The organism is Microcoleus vaginatus HSN003 (assembly GCF_022701255.1).
GTDB classification, from domain to species: domain Bacteria; phylum Cyanobacteriota; class Cyanobacteriia; order Cyanobacteriales; family Microcoleaceae; genus Microcoleus; species Microcoleus vaginatus_B.
In genome coordinates this window covers 2,442,704-2,458,522 of the sequence record NZ_CP031705.1, presented here as the reverse complement: position 1 = coordinate 2,458,522, position 15,819 = coordinate 2,442,704, and the positions used below count along the sequence as shown (strand labels likewise).

At 45.6% G+C, this 15,819-nt stretch carries 12 protein-coding genes; 7 read left to right on the top strand and 5 right to left on the bottom strand.

Annotated elements, in window-relative coordinates:
- Positions 1 to 158 precede the first annotated feature (158 nt).
- Positions 159 to 1,061, top strand: coding sequence for a tRNA (adenosine(37)-N6)-dimethylallyltransferase MiaA (gene miaA, locus D0A37_RS10520; RefSeq protein WP_242723926.1), 903 nt, complete (start codon positions 159 to 161; stop codon positions 1,059 to 1,061).
- Between the two features lie 103 nt (positions 1,062 to 1,164).
- Here the strand turns inward: miaA and D0A37_RS10515 are convergent, their stop codons facing one another.
- Together D0A37_RS10515 and msrP are read right to left on the bottom strand one after the other, a co-directional pair.
- Positions 1,165 to 1,824, bottom strand: a complete 660-nt coding sequence (locus D0A37_RS10515) for a Uma2 family endonuclease (RefSeq protein WP_242723924.1) — start codon at positions 1,822 to 1,824, stop codon at positions 1,165 to 1,167.
- 262 nt (positions 1,825 to 2,086) lie between these two features.
- Positions 2,087 to 3,070, bottom strand: coding sequence for a protein-methionine-sulfoxide reductase catalytic subunit MsrP (gene msrP, locus D0A37_RS10510; protein ID WP_242723923.1), 984 nt, complete (start codon positions 3,068 to 3,070; stop codon positions 2,087 to 2,089).
- A gap of 498 nt (positions 3,071 to 3,568) precedes the next feature.
- Here msrP and D0A37_RS10505 point away from each other — a divergent pair, with 498 nt between their 5' ends.
- The 5 genes from D0A37_RS10505 to D0A37_RS10485 all read left to right on the top strand — a co-directional run bounded on the left by D0A37_RS10505 (position 3,569) and on the right by D0A37_RS10485 (position 9,822).
- Positions 3,569 to 5,626, top strand: a complete 2,058-nt coding sequence (locus tag D0A37_RS10505) for a serine/threonine-protein kinase (RefSeq protein WP_242723919.1) — start codon at positions 3,569 to 3,571, stop codon at positions 5,624 to 5,626.
- Positions 5,627 to 6,109: 483 nt separating this feature from the next.
- The gene (locus D0A37_RS10500) at positions 6,110 to 6,679 is read left to right on the top strand and encodes a tetratricopeptide repeat protein (RefSeq protein ID WP_242723918.1); all 570 of its coding nucleotides are present in this window, start codon (positions 6,110 to 6,112) and stop codon (positions 6,677 to 6,679) included.
- Between the two features lie 55 nt (positions 6,680 to 6,734).
- On the top strand, positions 6,735 to 7,643 hold the full coding sequence (locus D0A37_RS10495) for a hypothetical protein (protein ID WP_242723914.1): 909 nt from the start codon (positions 6,735 to 6,737) through the stop codon (positions 7,641 to 7,643).
- 396 nt (positions 7,644 to 8,039) lie between these two features.
- On the top strand, positions 8,040 to 9,359 hold the full coding sequence (locus tag D0A37_RS10490) for an IS4 family transposase (RefSeq protein ID WP_242725472.1): 1,320 nt from the start codon (positions 8,040 to 8,042) through the stop codon (positions 9,357 to 9,359).
- Positions 9,360 to 9,528: 169 nt separating this feature from the next.
- Positions 9,529 to 9,822: a DUF3288 family protein gene (locus D0A37_RS10485; RefSeq protein WP_242723911.1), complete on the top strand. Its 294-nt coding sequence runs from the start codon at positions 9,529 to 9,531 to the stop codon at positions 9,820 to 9,822.
- A 185-nt stretch (positions 9,823 to 10,007) separates the two neighbouring features.
- Here D0A37_RS10485 and D0A37_RS10480 read toward each other — a convergent pair whose 3' ends face one another.
- On the bottom strand, positions 10,008 to 11,894 hold the full coding sequence (locus D0A37_RS10480; protein ID WP_242723909.1) for a calcium-binding protein: 1,887 nt from the start codon (positions 11,892 to 11,894) through the stop codon (positions 10,008 to 10,010).
- Positions 11,895 to 12,707: 813 nt separating this feature from the next.
- Here D0A37_RS10480 and D0A37_RS10475 point away from each other — a divergent pair.
- On the top strand, positions 12,708 to 14,540 hold the full coding sequence (locus tag D0A37_RS10475) for a helix-turn-helix domain-containing protein (RefSeq protein ID WP_242723908.1): 1,833 nt from the start codon (positions 12,708 to 12,710) through the stop codon (positions 14,538 to 14,540).
- A 127-nt stretch (positions 14,541 to 14,667) separates the two neighbouring features.
- On the opposite strand, the gene D0A37_RS10470 is transcribed toward D0A37_RS10475, so the two are convergent.
- A complete protein-coding gene (locus D0A37_RS10470) occupies positions 14,668 to 15,159 on the bottom strand; it encodes an IS630 family transposase (protein WP_242723907.1) in 492 nt (163 codons plus the stop codon).
- Positions 15,160 to 15,239: 80 nt separating this feature from the next.
- Positions 15,240 to 15,737, bottom strand: coding sequence for a helix-turn-helix domain-containing protein (locus tag D0A37_RS10465; RefSeq protein ID WP_242723905.1), 498 nt, complete (start codon positions 15,735 to 15,737; stop codon positions 15,240 to 15,242).
- Between the last annotated feature and the right edge of the window lie 82 nt (positions 15,738 to 15,819).

The window sequence follows — 15,819 nt, the reverse complement described above, 5'->3', positions numbered from 1 at the left end:
CTTTCTGAAGGGAAATTTATTAGGGGGAGGGAGGGGAATAGTTTTGAGATTACGTAGCGACTGCCCAGGCCTCGCGCGGTGAATCAGTGAATGGAGAGAGGGGAAAGCATGGAGAGGAGAGGATTTGAGAGTTTTTATAGGGAAATGTGCGACAGCTTATGCCTAGATTAATTACGATTTGCGGGGCGACGGCGACGGGGAAGTCGGGAGTGGCTTTGGCTTTGGCGGGGCGACTACAATCCTCGATCCTGAGTGCGGACTCCCGTCAAGTGTACCGCGAATTTGACATCGGAACCGCAAAACCGACGGCGGTCGATCGCACTTGTGTACCGCATCACTTAATTGACATTTGCGATCCGACGGAAACGCTGACAGTCGCAGATTACCAGCAACAAGCTCAAAAATTAATTCCTGCTGTCGATTTTCCCCTGTCTCCTCCTCTGTTGTTGGTGGGAGGGACGGGCTTATATATTAAATCGATCGTGCGCGGTTTAAAAATTCCAAGGGTAGCGCCGATGCCCGAATTGCGATCGCAACTTGCAGAACTCGGACAATCTCAATGTTACGCGATGTTGCAGCAGGTCGATCGCTCTGCTGCTGAGAAAATTCACGTCAATGACCCCGTAAGAACTTTGAGGGCACTGGAAGTATTTTATGTCACCGGTCGCTCTATTTCCGAGCAGCAGGGCGAAAATCCTCCCAATTATCCTATTTTACAAATAGGGTTGGATTGCGCGATCGATGTTTTGGTCGATCGGATCAAACAGCGCACCGAACAAATGCTAGAACGCGGTTGGATTGCTGAAGTAGAATATTTGTGTAAAAAATACGGCTGCGACTTACCACTGTTGAACACGCTGGGATATCAGGAAATCAAACAATATTTGTCTGGCGACATTAAGCTTGAAGAAGCCAAAGAATTAACAATTTTGCACACGCGGCAATTTGCGAAGAGACAGCGCACCTGGTTTCGAGCTTATCCTGAAATTGAATGGTTTGATGTTAGCGAACCTGATTTATTGGAGCGAGTTTGGCAGAGAGTGCAGGAGTTTATCAATTGATTTTCTTCTGTCGCCATTAAAAATTTTTTTTACCGCCGATTAACGCTGATCTAATTTAAATTGATTGGCTCGTTTTTAAACTACAGTAAGTCTGATTTTTGCGTTAACTTTGACTAAGCAAAATCTCTCTAATTCTTTGCCGAAACAAACGCACAGCCGCCCGCTGTCCGACTGTTCGGCTTTGTTCGATGAAACCCGGAATTTCTGCAACAGGTAAAAAGGGAAAAGCTAAACTACGATCGCACATTTCATATTTTCCCTCCACAAGCTGATAAACTTGCAGAGATTCCCGCCGATACCTCCAAAGTTCGGGAACACCAAGAGCAGCATAAATTGTAAACTTATTGATAGAAGAATTTGTGTAATCTGACTCTATGGCTAAATCTGGCGGCGGGTCATTTGGCAAATTGATATTTCTGCCTCTAACTAAAGATTCATTTTGAATATAGAAACAACTATCAGGTTCGACAGCGCGAGTTAAATCTTCCCGTTCGAGAGTCAGCGAACCGAGACTCCTCAGTTCAATTTCCAGTTCATCTACAATAGCTTCCACAAAGCTTTCTATCAGTCGTTTGGGTTCTTCGTGTTCTTCCAGTGGCATCCTGATTTCTAATAATCCTCTATCGTAGGCAATTCTCCAAGCTCTATCGTCCCCAACATCTGCCAGCAAGGCCTTAAAAGTTGACCAACTGACACCTTTTAAAATAACTCGGTTTTCTGGGGTAGTTTGCTGCTCGATGGGAGTTGATGTTGTTGTTACCATTTAACAATTCCTTGGTAGCTTCATCAATTTTTATTATAGAGGATAATAGGAGGTTTTTTTTCTCGTTCCCAGGCTCTGCCTGGGAATGCCTGAATCCGAGGCTCTGCCTCGCAGAAATAGGGAGGCAGAGCCTCCGGATCTGCGTTCCTAGGCAGAGCCTAGAAACGAGGGGATGGGAGGCTCTGCCTCGCAGAAATAGGGAGGCAGAGCCTCCGGATATGCGTTCCTAGGCAGAGCCTAGAAACGAGGGGAAATCCGTCAATTAACTGTACAAACTCGCCACATATTCGCCGTAGCCGTTATAGGGCAAAGTCGGGCGAGTTTCCCACGCCCAACTGTTACCGGGGCCGACGATCCGTTCGCTGGCCTGCGACCATCTGGGGTGCGGTTTGTCGGGTTCCACATTTGCTTCAAAAGCGTATTCGTTGGGGCCGATTGTATTCCAAAAAGTGGCGGGCTGTTGTTCGACAAATTCAATTTTTACAATCGACTTTGCACCCTTAAAACCATACTTCCAAGGAATCACTTGCCGCAGCGGCGCACCATTTTGCTTAGGTAGTTTTCTGCCATACAAACCTGTGGCAAAAAATGCTAAATCGTTGGCCATTTCTTCAATTCGCAGGCCTTCCGTATAAGGCCAAGGATAAAATTGCGACATCAAACCGGGGCCGGGGGTTATTTTGCGATCGTAAAATGAGGTGAACCGAACGAATTTAGCGTTCGATTGCGGTTCGACATCAGCCATCAGTAATTTCATGGGAAATCCGACCCAAGGAACTACCATCGCCCAGGCTTCTACACAGCGAAATCGATAAACTCGTTCTTCGATAGGAAATTTTTTGTAGAGGTCGTCAATATCATAAGTGCGGGGATTTTTTACTAAACCGCCTACTTCTACTTTCCAGTTTTCTGTTGGCAAAGCTTGAGCGGCTTGCCAAATAGATTTTGTGCCGCCGTATTCGTAAAAATTGTTGTATTTTGTAGCTAAGGCTTCGTCGGTAATCGCTCGATCGACTTTCTCAAAGGCGGGATTCCGGCTCAATTCCGAATATGCTTGGGTTGAGCTTTGATCGAGAGCAGTTTTTGAGCTAGTATTGCTTTGGCAGCCGGTCAGCGGCAGCAGCGAAGCAGTCACGCCTGCGCCAATTAAATTTGTCATGAAGCGGCGGCGGTTGAGAAAGGCTGTTTCTGGGGTAATTTGTGGGTTGAGAATTTCCCAAGATTTCGGTACACGAATTAACGGCATAAGTAATAGTTAAAAGTTAGTAGTTAGTTTGGCGAAAGTTGCCCAAATTTTAAGTGGTTAGTCGATGGGAAATTTGCAGTTTTAGATTGACTCCATAGAACAAAGAATCGCGGATATTTGGCAATGCCTCGCGCTTGCTTTGCTGCGATCGCAATGCAAGTATTCGCAGTGACAGTATAGCTTAATTCCGTAACAACTGAGATATTGCACCATTCTCAAGAACAGGCAAGATGCCTGTTCCACAAAGAATGATTTTCTTGTGGGGTGGGCATCCTGCCCGCCTGTACGATCGACCTATTAAACCTCGCTCGCAGGAAAGTCAGCAATAATTTACGCGCGATCGACGGCAGCAATTGTGGCGAAAATCTGGGAAACAATTATGATCAAGCAAAGATTCCAATTAATTATTTAATTTGTCCACAGGAAGCGGCACGCACCGCCCCGCTTTCCTCCCCCACAAGCAAGTATGTCGGACGGGGGTCTCCAGCGGAAAGACAAATGAGTTACTGCACAAATCCCAATTGCCAGAATCCCCAAAATCTCGATCGCGCGACAGTATGCAAAAGTTGCGAGTCGAACTTGCTGCTAAAAGGCCGCTACCGAGTCTTTCACACCCTCGGTCAAAGTCTCACTTGCCGCACCTTCTTAGCCGTCGATGAAGACCAACCTTCGCAACCCCGCTGCGTCATTCAACAGTTCTGCGGCTCAGCAGCAGTCGCAGACGGTCGCACACAGCAAAACCGGGCATTTCGCGGCTCGGCCTCAGTTCTCGGCGAGTTGGGCAAACATCCCCAATTACCCAAACTGCTGGCATCTTTTGAAGTCGAAGGCTGCCAGTATTTAGTGCAAGAATACATCGAAGGCCGCAATTTAGCCGATCGGCTTTCAGAAAAAGGTGTTGTTAAAGAAATTCAAATTTGGTATCTGCTGAGCGAATTGTTGCCAGTCCTGCAATTTGTTCACGAAAATCAACTGATTCACGGAGATATCAAACCGTCGAATATTATTCACCGCAAAACTCCCCAAGCATCCCCAGCTTGGGCAGGGAAAGAAGATCTACATCCCCTGTCCGAGGAAAGTTCCTCTGGGCTAGTTTTAGTCGATTTCGGGGCGGCAATTCCGGCTAATAGCGGGCCGCTCAAAACACAAACGGTGACAGGTTCTGCGGAATACGCGGCCCCGGAACAAATTAAAGGCCAAGCGATTAAGAGCAGCGACATCTACAGTTTGGGCGTCACTTGCATTCACTTGTTAACGGGAATGTCGCCGTTTGATTTGTTTGACATCAAAACCGACAGTTGGGCCTGGAGGCATTATTTGAAAGTACCGGTTTCGGGGCGACTCGGCCGCATTCTGGATAAAATGGTGCAGCGAGAACCATCAAAACGCTATCGCTCAACCGAGGCAATTCTCACAGACATGAAATACGGCCCGGCATCGGCACAGGTGATTCTCAGCAAACCCCAGTGGACTTTAGCTATGTGGGGAGCAAGTGTGGTTGCCCTGCTGTCCGTAGTCCTGAGTGTTCGCTTGCCATCTCCAGTACCACAGGCTTTCACTTCTAGCGAACCAGTTTCTAGCATTCCTGAAATTCGGTTCAATCCGCCCCCCATGGAGAATTTCAGCAGTAGTGGTGAGTCCCAGTCCGGGCCGGCAGTACGCACTCTGGCGGATCAACACAAAAACCCGGTTTGGGCGGTTGCAGTTGCTCCCCAGGGCCGCGTGATAGTCAGCGGGAATAACGACGGTACAATTCACCTGCTGCACAAACGTCGCGGCAAGCTGCTCAAGGTTTTAACAGGACATTTGGGGCCGGTGTGGTCGGTGGCTGTCAGTCCCGACGGCAGGACGATCGCCAGCGGCAGCGCTGACGGTACGATTAAATTGTGGAATTTCTATTCTGGCAAGTTAATTCAGACTTTGGACGGCCACACAGATGGCGTGTTCTCGGTGGTTTTCAGTCCTGACAACCACACGGTGGCCAGTGTTGGTAAGGACAAAACTTTGAAGCTGTGGGAAGTCCAAAGCGGGGCCGAGTTGGAAACTCTTAAGCGGGTTTTTGATGAGGTGCAGTCGGTGGCTTTCAGTCCCGATCGAGAAACTTTGGCGATCGGCAGCAGCGACGGTAAGATCAACCTGTGGAACTGGCAGACTGGGGAATTGAAAGAAACTCTTTGGGGTCATTCCGAGGGAGTTTGGTCTCTGGCCATCAGCCCCGACGGTCAAACTCTCGCCAGTGGCAGTTGGGACCAGACGGTGAAGTTGTGGGATATCAGCACAAATAATCAGTTCCGGCAGCCCAACGCTTCTCTGCTACGGACTTTGATCGGTCATTCCGACAAGGTTAAGTCCTTGGCTTTCAGTCCCGACGGAGACAAGCTCGCCAGCGCCGATTTGAGCGGGACTATCAAGCTGTGGCACATGAATTCCGGTGAAGTGGCGGGCACACTTAAGGGTCATTCTACTTGGGTGGAATTGGCTTTTAATCCTCAAGACAAAACTCTGATCAGTGGCAGTTTTGACGACACGATTAAGGTGTGGCGACTGTCTCCTTAATTTTTTTGATCGCCCGTTCGATCAATTTTTGAACAGCTAGGGCGATCGAACATTCAGTTAATTGATTTATCAACACTTCCGACAGTTTCAATGCTGACGGATGGGGTGTTAGAAACCCCGTTCCTAGGAGTTTTGCTAACAGGAACGAGAAATCTACTGAGCAACCGGGTTTCAGATCGTCAAGAGTGCGTCCAGGACTTTGCTGGCTTTTATCTTGCTTTGAGCGAAGTTCTCTGAAACCCCTATTCTGCTGTTAGTAATCAAAAACTGTCCGAACTGTTGCAGGACTTACGCACAGCCTCAATATATAGTGTTTTGTAGGGGCAAACCCCCCGTGGTTGCCCCCATACCTGGAATGATTGCGTAAGTCCTATGTTGGTACAAAAACAAATTTAAAATATCAAATAGTCACACTCTCCCTAGAAATCGCGGTTGCTAACTAACACTTGTGGTAAAGTAGTTTCGGCTGTTAAAGTAAAATATATGACCGCAAATTCCGAGTTGGCAGAGCAGTATTTGTCAGCAGGCGATAGCCTTCAGAAATCAGGAAAACTTGAGGAGGCGATCGCTCAATATCAAAAATTACTAGCCATTCAAGCGGATAGTCCGATCGCACTCAACAAGATAGCAGAAATTTATTATACGCAACAGAAATATGTAGAGGCGATCGCCTCCTGTTACCAAGCACTTCGCCAGCAACCCAATTTCGCCGCCGCCTACAAAACCCTAGGCAATATCCTGCAAGCCCAAGGCAAAATAGACGCGGCAATTCGCGCCTACTCAAAGGCGATCGAATTTGATCCTAATTTTGTCGAAGCCTATGTTAACTTGGGCAGTATGTTTTACAAACAAGGCCAGCTCGATGACGCCATAACTTACTATCAAAAATCTATTGTTCTTCAACCAGATTTAGCCGTCGCTTATTGGAATTTAGGCAAAAGTTTGGAAGAGCAAGGTCGAATCAATGAAGGTTTATTTTATCAAAAAAAAGCTCTAAGTTTACAGCCGGAGTTAGAAGCTAGAAGCAATTCAGTAAAAAATAACACTTACTGAAGAGGAATGTTATAGTCAAAATAATTCAATCATTAACGATGCAAGCTCGATCAACATGGAAATTAGCCAGAATCCGCTCGAATTCCTAACGGCTAAAGTACAAGAAACTGTTGCCCATACCCAAAACTTAGCCAACCAAATTGCTGCTAAAGTTGAGGAAAATGCAACTGTATTAACGGCGTGGGTACAATCAGCGCCAAGTTCAATGGTTAGTGCGGGGGCGATCGCCACTCAAGAAGCTTTTAAAATAGCACATAACATCCGTTTTGAGAACCTGCCAACTACTCTGCAATTCAAATTTGCTAGGGCTGGGGTGCGTGACGGAATCCGAAATGTGCAAGAAGCAGCAAAAGTATTTGAATCCATACCCGCCCAAATTCGTGCCCAAGGCCCAGAAGCAATTCGCAACTTCTGTCAAGATAAAGATTGGAGTCACATCCAAGCGCACGTCAATGGAGGCGGAAGCGAAGCTGCTAACGGGATTTTTGAATATTTTTGGGTGAATCGTGCTCGCGGTGGTGTAGACATGACTGCGGCAGAATTAGCAGCCGCCAAGCAAGTTTTAGCGGATGCAGCGTTTAAAGCAGCAGTTGCGGAAATTGTTGGGGCTGCAATGAAAGGGGCGATCGCAGCAGCAGTAATTGAGTTAATATTTTCTATCTTAGAAAATTCGCTATTGTGCGTGGAAGGCAAAATTACCCAGTCAGAGTTAGTGGAACAAGTCGCCAGCGCCACCGCCAAAGCTGGCATTGCTGGCGGTGTTATTACTGGCATTCTCTTAACACTCTGTATGATATTTCCCCCAATTGCCGCGCTTTTAGGTGTCGCAGCGATGCCCTTGGCGGTTGCAGGTATTGGTTTTATGGGAATTCGCGCCTGGGAAATCTTTTGTCATGGCGATCGACTATTTGGTATTACTGAACAAACACAAAAATTTTTGGGGATGACTGAAGCGACAATTTAAACAGTTGACTGTTGACTGTTGACCATTGGTAACAACTTAGAAGGGAGTAAATTTTGTCAATACTCCTTTGTATAGAAAGATAATTGAATAATAATGATAATCAAACAAGGGGGTAAAGGTGGGATAGTCTGAATACGGCGGACTATCCCACCGACAGCGATTATCATTATTAATAAGTGGTGTACTCGACTGGCGTTGGGGGCCGGCGCTGGTAGTTGGGGGCCGGCGCTGGTAGTTGCGGGCAAGCGCTGGTAGTTGCGGGCCCGCATGATAGTTGCGGGCGTTGGTATTATCAAACGATAGAATTGACAAAAAATTGAGCAATTGTGTAGGTCAGTAAATATGGCTAAGAGTCAAAAAACCAACCGTGACCATGCCAAAAAAACCACCAGACCGATGGTGGAAGACGAGGTGATTGCCTCGCAACTATCGGCATTACTTACACCAGCCATCACCTCACAAGAAAATTACTACCGTCAACTGGGTTTACGAGGGAGAATTCTTAACCTACCGTTGATGGTAGCAGCGGTATTAACTTTACTGTGGCGAGACGTGGCGGGAGTGACAGAACTCACAAGAATGCTGGCAAGAGAAGGTTTTTTGTGGTGCCGACCCACAACTGTCACTCAACAAGCAATGTCTCAAAGATTTTTAAGTTTTCCAGCTCAACTATTTGAGGGAGTCTTCAAAAATTTATTACCGAGTTTAAGAACATCTTGGCACCAGAGAAATCAACGACCCCTACCAGAAAGCATTCAATTTACCTTGCGGAAATTTTCACGAGTTTGGATAGTAGATAGCTCGACCCTCGAAGCATTATTTTGCAAGCTCAAAAGCCTGGAAGATTTGCCCAAAGGGCAGTTGGCCGGGAAAATGGCAACAGTTATAGATTTAATGACCAGGCTGCCTGTCGAAATTTGGTTTCTGGAAAATCCCAAAGCTTCTGATGTGAAGTTAGAAGAAAATATTCTGCAATTGGTTGAAGGCCAAACATTACTTTTACTGGATAGGGGTTTCTATCATTTTAGCTTTTGGCTCAAATTAATCGAACGAGAGATTCACCTAATTACTCGGTTAAAAAAAGGAGCCTCAATTAAAATCGAGCAAGTATTCACCCAGAGTTACGACCTCCGAGATAGTCTAATCCGTTTGGGTTCAGGAACCACAAAAACGCCATATATCACCTTACGTTTGATTGAGGTTCGTTCGGGTAACACCTGGCATTCTTATTTAACAAGTGTACTTGACCCTAAGATATTACCTCCCTACGTTGTGGCAGATTTATATCGCAGGCGGTGGCGAATTGAAGAAGCCTTTAATACCGTTAAAAGACTCTTGGGCTTAAGTTATTTGTGGACGGGTTCTCTCAACGGTATTCAGTTACAAATTTGGGCCACTTGGCTATTTTATGCTGTCTTGGTCGATTTAGGTGATACTGTTGCTGACCAACTCTGTTTGCCAATAGATGCCATCTCGTTAGAAATGATTTACCGCGGTCTTTACCATTTTTACGTCGCCCATCAACAAGGTAAGGCAACGGACCCGATTTCATATTTCACTTCCAGAGAAAATCAAGATTTAGGTATTGTTAAACGACAACGAAAACCAAATATTAAGTTAATTGTCGCGCCTTTTCCAGAACGACAGCGAGACCCTGAGCAATTTTTCTTTAAGGCTGCTATGGAAATCCCCTTGACAACTGCCATGCAGCCTTAACTTGTTACCAATGACTGTTGACTGTTGACTGTTGACTGTTATGATACCCGAATCAAAGCGTTTATGAAGCGCGGATTTAAGACTCTATTCATTAGGTTATTTATGTCCGCGCTTTTGGGTGGCGGTTGCTTGTAGCAACATTTTCAGATGATTGGGAAACATAAATAGTATGGATTCAGTAGCAAAAACTCAAGATCAGCAGCATCCGCAATACAAGCGCGATCGAGCCAGTATCGATACTTTATTAGCAGGAGAAGCAACCGACTACAATTTATCGGAATTAGCAAGATTAATAATTCGCTACCGAGGCTTTCCCGGCGCTAGAGATATTCAATCAGACTTAAAAAAAGTCCTGCAAAAATGGAATCATACCGAAGAAACACTTTATGAACAAACCCGTAAAATTCACGCCACAGGTGAAGTTTACAGGAAACAAAAAAGCGATCAAGAAGATTGGGTCTAACTTTAGAAACCGGGTTTTTGGCAGTTTCTGCGGGCTGTAACGCGTCTTCTCGTAAAAAAAGCCGGTTTGTGACCAGTCGTGCGTCTACGACTATTAAAGCAAAGTGCGATCGCCTCAAGTTAAACTCAAAGGCGATCGCTCTTAATTCGACTCAAGTAGGACTCACAAAGCCCGCGTTACACAAACTATACATTTACAACAAAAACATTTGCCGTAAGCTCGCTTTGAGCAACCCCTTGAACGATACCCAAATAGTTAGTACCGAGTTTAATTGCCGTAGCACTGACACCAGATCCTCCATTCAGATTCAAACTTACAGCTTCAAAGGTGAGGCTGGCAAATGTATTCCCGTCAGTTAGACCAATTCTGTCCCCATTAAAGTCTACAATCACATCTGCATCTACTAACCGGGTTGCCGCCGCCTGCCCCCCAGCGAGAATAAATGTATCGCGTCCGCCATTACCTGTGAGGATGTCTTGACCGCGATCGCCACTTAGTAAGTCGTCGCCGTTACCGCCATTGAGGACATCATTTTCTTTACCGGCCCGGATATTGTCATTGCCATCTCCTCCGGTGAGAGTATCGTTCTCATTGTTGCCGAATATCTGGTCGTCGCCAGTACCGCCCTCAATCTCATCCGACTCTTTACCGCCCGACAAAACGTCGTTGCCTACCCCTCCGTCGATTGTATCGGCTCCTTGCATTCCGTTAATGTTATCAATGCCGCTTGTCCCGGTAATATTGTCGCTGCCAGATAGCGCCAATATTTGTTTGCCAGCAGCACCCGGAGGAAGTGATGACAGCACAGTATTGTCATTATCGTCCGAGAGGTTGTAAAACTGACCGCTAACAGTGTTTGCTGGTTGTCCAGTAGGATTGCCAGGGGCGGGGGCATTGATTGCAGGTGCCGCGATCACTACTGGTGTACCACCAGGTTGTGTACCACCAGGTTGTGTACCACCGGGTTGTGTACCACCGGGTTGTGTACCACCGGGTTGTGTACCACCAGGTTGTGTACCACCAGGTTGTGTACCACCAGGTTGTGTACCACCAGGTTGTGTACCACCAGGTTGTGTACCACCAGGTTGTGTACCACCAGGTTGTGTACCACCAGGTTGTGTACCACCAGGTTGTGTACCACCAGGTTGTGTACCACCAGGTTGTGTACCACCAGGTTGTGTTGGTGGTGCGATAATGGGGGTGTCGCCACTCCGGGGGGTCAACGTGACGGTACCTTGAGGAACAGTGACCTGTAACTCGTAATCAGAAGCTGTGGCAGTGGGAAATGGAGTGTTGTTACTGCTGACGCGGATTCTGTAGTTAGTATTTGCTTGGCGCGCGACTCCAGTAAGCTGGGCGTTCTTACCGCCGCCGCCGTCATCATCTTGAGCAACAACAACGCCAGTATCAGCGTTGACGACTTCCACATAAGGGTCAAAGCCATTTGTCGTGCTGCTGAGAGCAATGTTGAGAGGTTGGCCCACCAAGGATGTAGTTACTAGAAATTCATCAGCAAGTGTGTTGAAACCACTGGGAGATCGAAAAGTAAAGTCTTTGCTGCCCTCCAATTTACCAGTTAATGTAACGGCAGGGGTGCCGGTTATAGGGGTGCCGCTAAAGGTGCTACCTCTCGGAACTAAACTGATATCGCCCACAGGAATGCTGACCTGTAAACTGTAGGGATTAGTAGACGACGGGGGGAGTTGATCATAACTGGTAACGCGAACTTTGTAATTAAGGCCGCCAGCAATTGTGAAAGAATTAGGAGTGAAGGGATCGTCGTTACCAGGACCGTCCATAGGCTGACCGGGTGCAATCACGGAGTTAAGATTATTAAATGCTACCTCAGTATCGTCTGAATCAGCAATGACCTCACCAGTCTGGGCAGTTATAACTTCCAGGAAAGTGTTATATTTGGCTGAATCTGTAGCCGTAAGAGAAAGCGTGACAGGTTGCCCGATCGCAGATGTATTTAAGTCATATTCATCAGCCCGCGTGAAGCCGCCGCCGGGAGCTGGAAAAATAATGTCATTTTGATCCAGTTGACCAGTTTTTGTATCAGTATTTGCCATTGGAGTTGACCTCAAAAAATAAAGTTTGAACCGAATGATGCTTTAATTTCCCTGACTCAGGATCGATACTGCGGGAAGTAGCAGTAATTTGTCTGTTAATTTGCCGGTATCTGTAAACTAATAGACCTATCTACTGCCGCAATGATATTGCTACACTTCCCGCGCCAATCACCTGTGCCGTCATGCTGAAATCTGGAACTAGATGCTAGCGCTATCTGTAGGTATTACAGAACGCGATCGCACCTTGTTGAAGCACAAGTAGATGTAACTAATAAACTAACTTTCGTACAAATTCCTGAACTTAGACCTGATAAACAATTGGTATGGTAATTCATAAATTGCCCTGCACAACATAGAATTTACACCTTAGTTTGGCGCCCGTCCCAAATTCTCTTCTTATAGCAACCGCCAGGATAGTTAGGACCAGTTCACAGACAAAAGTAGGTAGTTGTGATTTAGTAGGATCTGAACACCTGGATATGAATTTACCCAGCCCAGATATTTATCACCCGCTCCCCCGCGGCCCTACATTTAAAATTGTCCTAACTATCGAGGCAACTGCTAGAATAGTCATTCCTATTAGAGTTGAGATGTTCTCGCTAAATCCACCTGATTCAACAATAAGCCAGTTATGGCGGTGGCGTATGTGATAAAAAGTTATAAATAGTTAGTATTTTGCCTGCGCGTTATAATGATTATCAGGGGAACACTTCATTAGCCTAGTGATTTGGCTACTGCAACTGTCCCCAGGCGGGAACCTCAAAATTCCCAATGTAGGTGATCCGGTCGAAATTGCTAACTTTCTATAAATAAATGACTGTTGACGAAGCCCTCCTTTTTTTAGAATCCGTTCTTAAACCAGAACAGCTCAACGATATTCAAGAGCTAGTATTTCGGCACACTTGGGAAGGACGCTCTTATCCAGAGATTGCTAAGACGGCTGGTTATGATGCTGAGTACATCAAACTCGTCGGCTTCCAATTGTGGCAACTCCTCAGTCGAGTATTTGGGGAAAAGGTTAATAAAAGTAACGTTCACTCAGTCTTGCGGCGAAAGGCACCACAAATGCAAGTAGTCACAGCCCCATCAAACAGTACCTCTATTGATGAGATTAGAAATACTCAAGCCGATCGAAGTGACACTACTACTGACTGGGTAACAGGGGAAGGATCGACTGCCAATAAATGTCAAGATTGGGGTGAGGCGATCGATGTCTGTGATTTCTATGGACGTGCAGAAGAACTAGCTCTGTTAGAACAGTGGATTGTGCGCGATCGCTGCCGTCTAGTGATGGTGTTGGGTATGGGCGGCATCGGCAAAACGGCGAGTTCTGTCCAAATAGCAAAACGCATTCAGGAGCATTTTGATTATGTAATCTGGCGAAGTCTCCGCAACGCTCCACCTCTCCTCGACCTTCTAGCAGATTTGATTCAATTTCTCTCGAAACACAAGGAAACCGTTTTTTCGGATACTTTAGAGGGCAGAATCTCGCAGCTACTTGGATATTTACGAGCCTCGCGCTGTCTTTTGGTTATCGATAATGCCGAGTCAATTTTGCGATCGGGTGATCGCACGGGTGGCTATCGAGAAGGATATGAGGGTTACGGTCAATTACTTAGTTGTCTGGCAGAAACCCCCCATAAAAGTACCCTTGTGTTAACCAGTCGGGAGAAGCCGAAAGAACTAGCCACACAGGAAGGAGAAACCCTACCCGTTCGCTCATTACAACTGCCTGGTTTATCCACAGCAGCAGGACAGAAAATTTTTCAAGCCAAGGGTGATTTTTCAGGGTCAGAAGCTGAATGGAAAGCTCTAATTGAACACTATGCTGGGAATCCCTTGGCATTAAAAATGGTAGCTCCTGTTATTCGAGATTTATTTGATAGCAGTCTTTCTAATTTCTTAGAATTATTAAACCAAGTTACCTTAATTTTTGATGATATTCGCAATCTCTTAGACAGACAGTTCAATCGCCTCTCTGCTTTTGAAAAAGAGGTAATGTACTGCATCGCCATCAATCGAGAGCCAGTCTCATTTTTAGAAGTGCAGAAAGGTTTAGTAATAGAACTCTCGCCAACGGAACTCCTAGAGACGTTTGCTTCTCTTGCAAGGCGATCGCTCATAAAAAAAACCACAGGTGGCTTTACTCAACAACCCGTCGTCATGGAATACATAACAGAAGAGTTAATCGAACAGATATGCCAAGAAATAATTACTGCTAAAATTGACCTTTTCAAGAGCCATCCTCTCATCAAAGCCCAAGCAAAAGAGTATGTGAGGGATACTCAATCTCGCCTGATTCTCAACCCCATTGCCAAGCGACTACTCTCCTGTTTTGAAAGCCAGCGATCGCTAGAAAATCAGCTCAATCTCATTCTTACATATCTGCGAGGAAAGCCCGCACGGGAAACGGGATATGCGGCTGGGAATGTTATTAATCTCCTGCGGCAGATACAGACAGATTTAAGCGGCTGGGATTTTTCTAATTTAACGGTTTGGCAAGCTTATTTACCAGAGGCAAACTTACGGGCTGATTTAGCTACTTCTGTTTTTGCTGAAAACTTTGGTAGTGGTTTGTCAGTTGCCTTTAGTTTAGATGGAAAAGTGCTAGCGATGCGCGATACAAATGGTGAGATTCAGTTGTGACAACTCCCAGAAGCTAGGCTAATGATGAGCACCAAAGGACACCCCAGATAGTTAACCGATTTGAGAGATGAGTTTCACTTTCAGCCGATCGCCTGCTTCTGTTATTGTCTCCGCTAATACCATTTTCCTAAATTCCTGCTACAGATAAACCCTCTAATATGAATGGATATCCCGTCAAAGAAGCAATCACTTCGTTAGTCAGCTTTTTTAACTCTTTTTGCACTGTCTCTCTCAATTCTTCTATACCATCAAATCTCAACCATCTCAATTGTTCCTTGATATATCCCCACAGCCTTTCTATGGGATTCACTTCCGGACTATAAGCCGGTTGAAACAGCAAAATCACGTTTTCTGGTATACTTAGGTTCAATGAACAATGAAATCCTCCATTGTCTAGTTGAATTATATGCAAATCATCTGGATAAGCGGTGGCAAATAGCTCCAAAAACTTCTCAAAACACACTGTGTCTAGATGCGTAAATTCATAAAAAAATCCCTCTCCTGTTTGAGGTTCTACTACTCCATACAACCACAGATATATAAAGTCCCATTGCACTGCTCCGTGAGGCTTAATGCCTTTGCCAGTTAATTTCCTTCTTTGAATTGTGTGTAGCCCCATTCGACTTTCGTCTTGGCTCCAATATCGAATTTTTTGCCATTGCTTTAAAAAGCTCTCACTTTGACTCAGGCTGGCTTTTACTAAGGATGGCAGTTTTTTTTAAATTCTGCTACTGCACCTTTTTTCTGTTTTTCACTCACGGGACCCGGCACTTTTAATTTCCCTTTGAGTCGATATCTTGCCCACTGATGTACTGTTCGATATGCCACTTTTACTTCGCAGCAACTTGTCAGCCAGTGATGTACTTCTTTGTAGCTACTAAATCCTTCGGGTTCTTGTAATTCTTTTGATAATCTCTCTACAGTTTCAGGATTCATTATTCTTGGTCTTCCTGAACGAGGTTTCTGCAATAATAATTCTTCGATTCCCCCCGAACGATAACTAGACAACCATCTTTGTATTGTGGTACGATGTTTCCCTAACCGCACAGCAGCAGACAATACGCTGTCTACCGTTTGGGTTTTGAGCCAATACAGAACTTGCAGTTTTTCGTAGCAAGTCACATCTTTCTCTTTCCTCAGAAGAGCTTTCAGTTCTTCTTCTGTTTCCCGAATTTCAATTTTGACAACTCCTGACATTTTTATTCTTTATATTTGGGTACTAATTCACAAAAAAGACACCTACTAACTGTAGCACTATTTTAGGAAATTGGTATAACAA

Coding starts and splice junctions, on each gene's coding strand:
- miaA (WP_242723926.1), top strand. CDS start 159: ATGCCTAGATTAATTACGATTTGCGGGGCGACGGCGACGGGGAAGTCG.
- D0A37_RS10515 (WP_242723924.1), bottom strand. CDS start 1,824: ATGGTAACAACAACATCAACTCCCATCGAGCAGCAAACTACCCCAGAA.
- msrP (WP_242723923.1), bottom strand. CDS start 3,070: ATGCCGTTAATTCGTGTACCGAAATCTTGGGAAATTCTCAACCCACAA.
- D0A37_RS10505 (WP_242723919.1), top strand. CDS start 3,569: ATGAGTTACTGCACAAATCCCAATTGCCAGAATCCCCAAAATCTCGAT.
- D0A37_RS10500 (WP_242723918.1), top strand. CDS start 6,110: ATGACCGCAAATTCCGAGTTGGCAGAGCAGTATTTGTCAGCAGGCGAT.
- D0A37_RS10495 (WP_242723914.1), top strand. CDS start 6,735: ATGGAAATTAGCCAGAATCCGCTCGAATTCCTAACGGCTAAAGTACAA.
- D0A37_RS10490 (WP_242725472.1), top strand. CDS start 8,040: ATGGTGGAAGACGAGGTGATTGCCTCGCAACTATCGGCATTACTTACA.
- D0A37_RS10485 (WP_242723911.1), top strand. CDS start 9,529: ATGGATTCAGTAGCAAAAACTCAAGATCAGCAGCATCCGCAATACAAG.
- D0A37_RS10480 (WP_242723909.1), bottom strand. CDS start 11,894: ATGGCAAATACTGATACAAAAACTGGTCAACTGGATCAAAATGACATT.
- D0A37_RS10475 (WP_242723908.1), top strand. CDS start 12,708: ATGACTGTTGACGAAGCCCTCCTTTTTTTAGAATCCGTTCTTAAACCA.
- D0A37_RS10470 (WP_242723907.1), bottom strand. CDS start 15,159: ATGGGGCTACACACAATTCAAAGAAGGAAATTAACTGGCAAAGGCATT.
- D0A37_RS10465 (WP_242723905.1), bottom strand. CDS start 15,737: ATGTCAGGAGTTGTCAAAATTGAAATTCGGGAAACAGAAGAAGAACTG.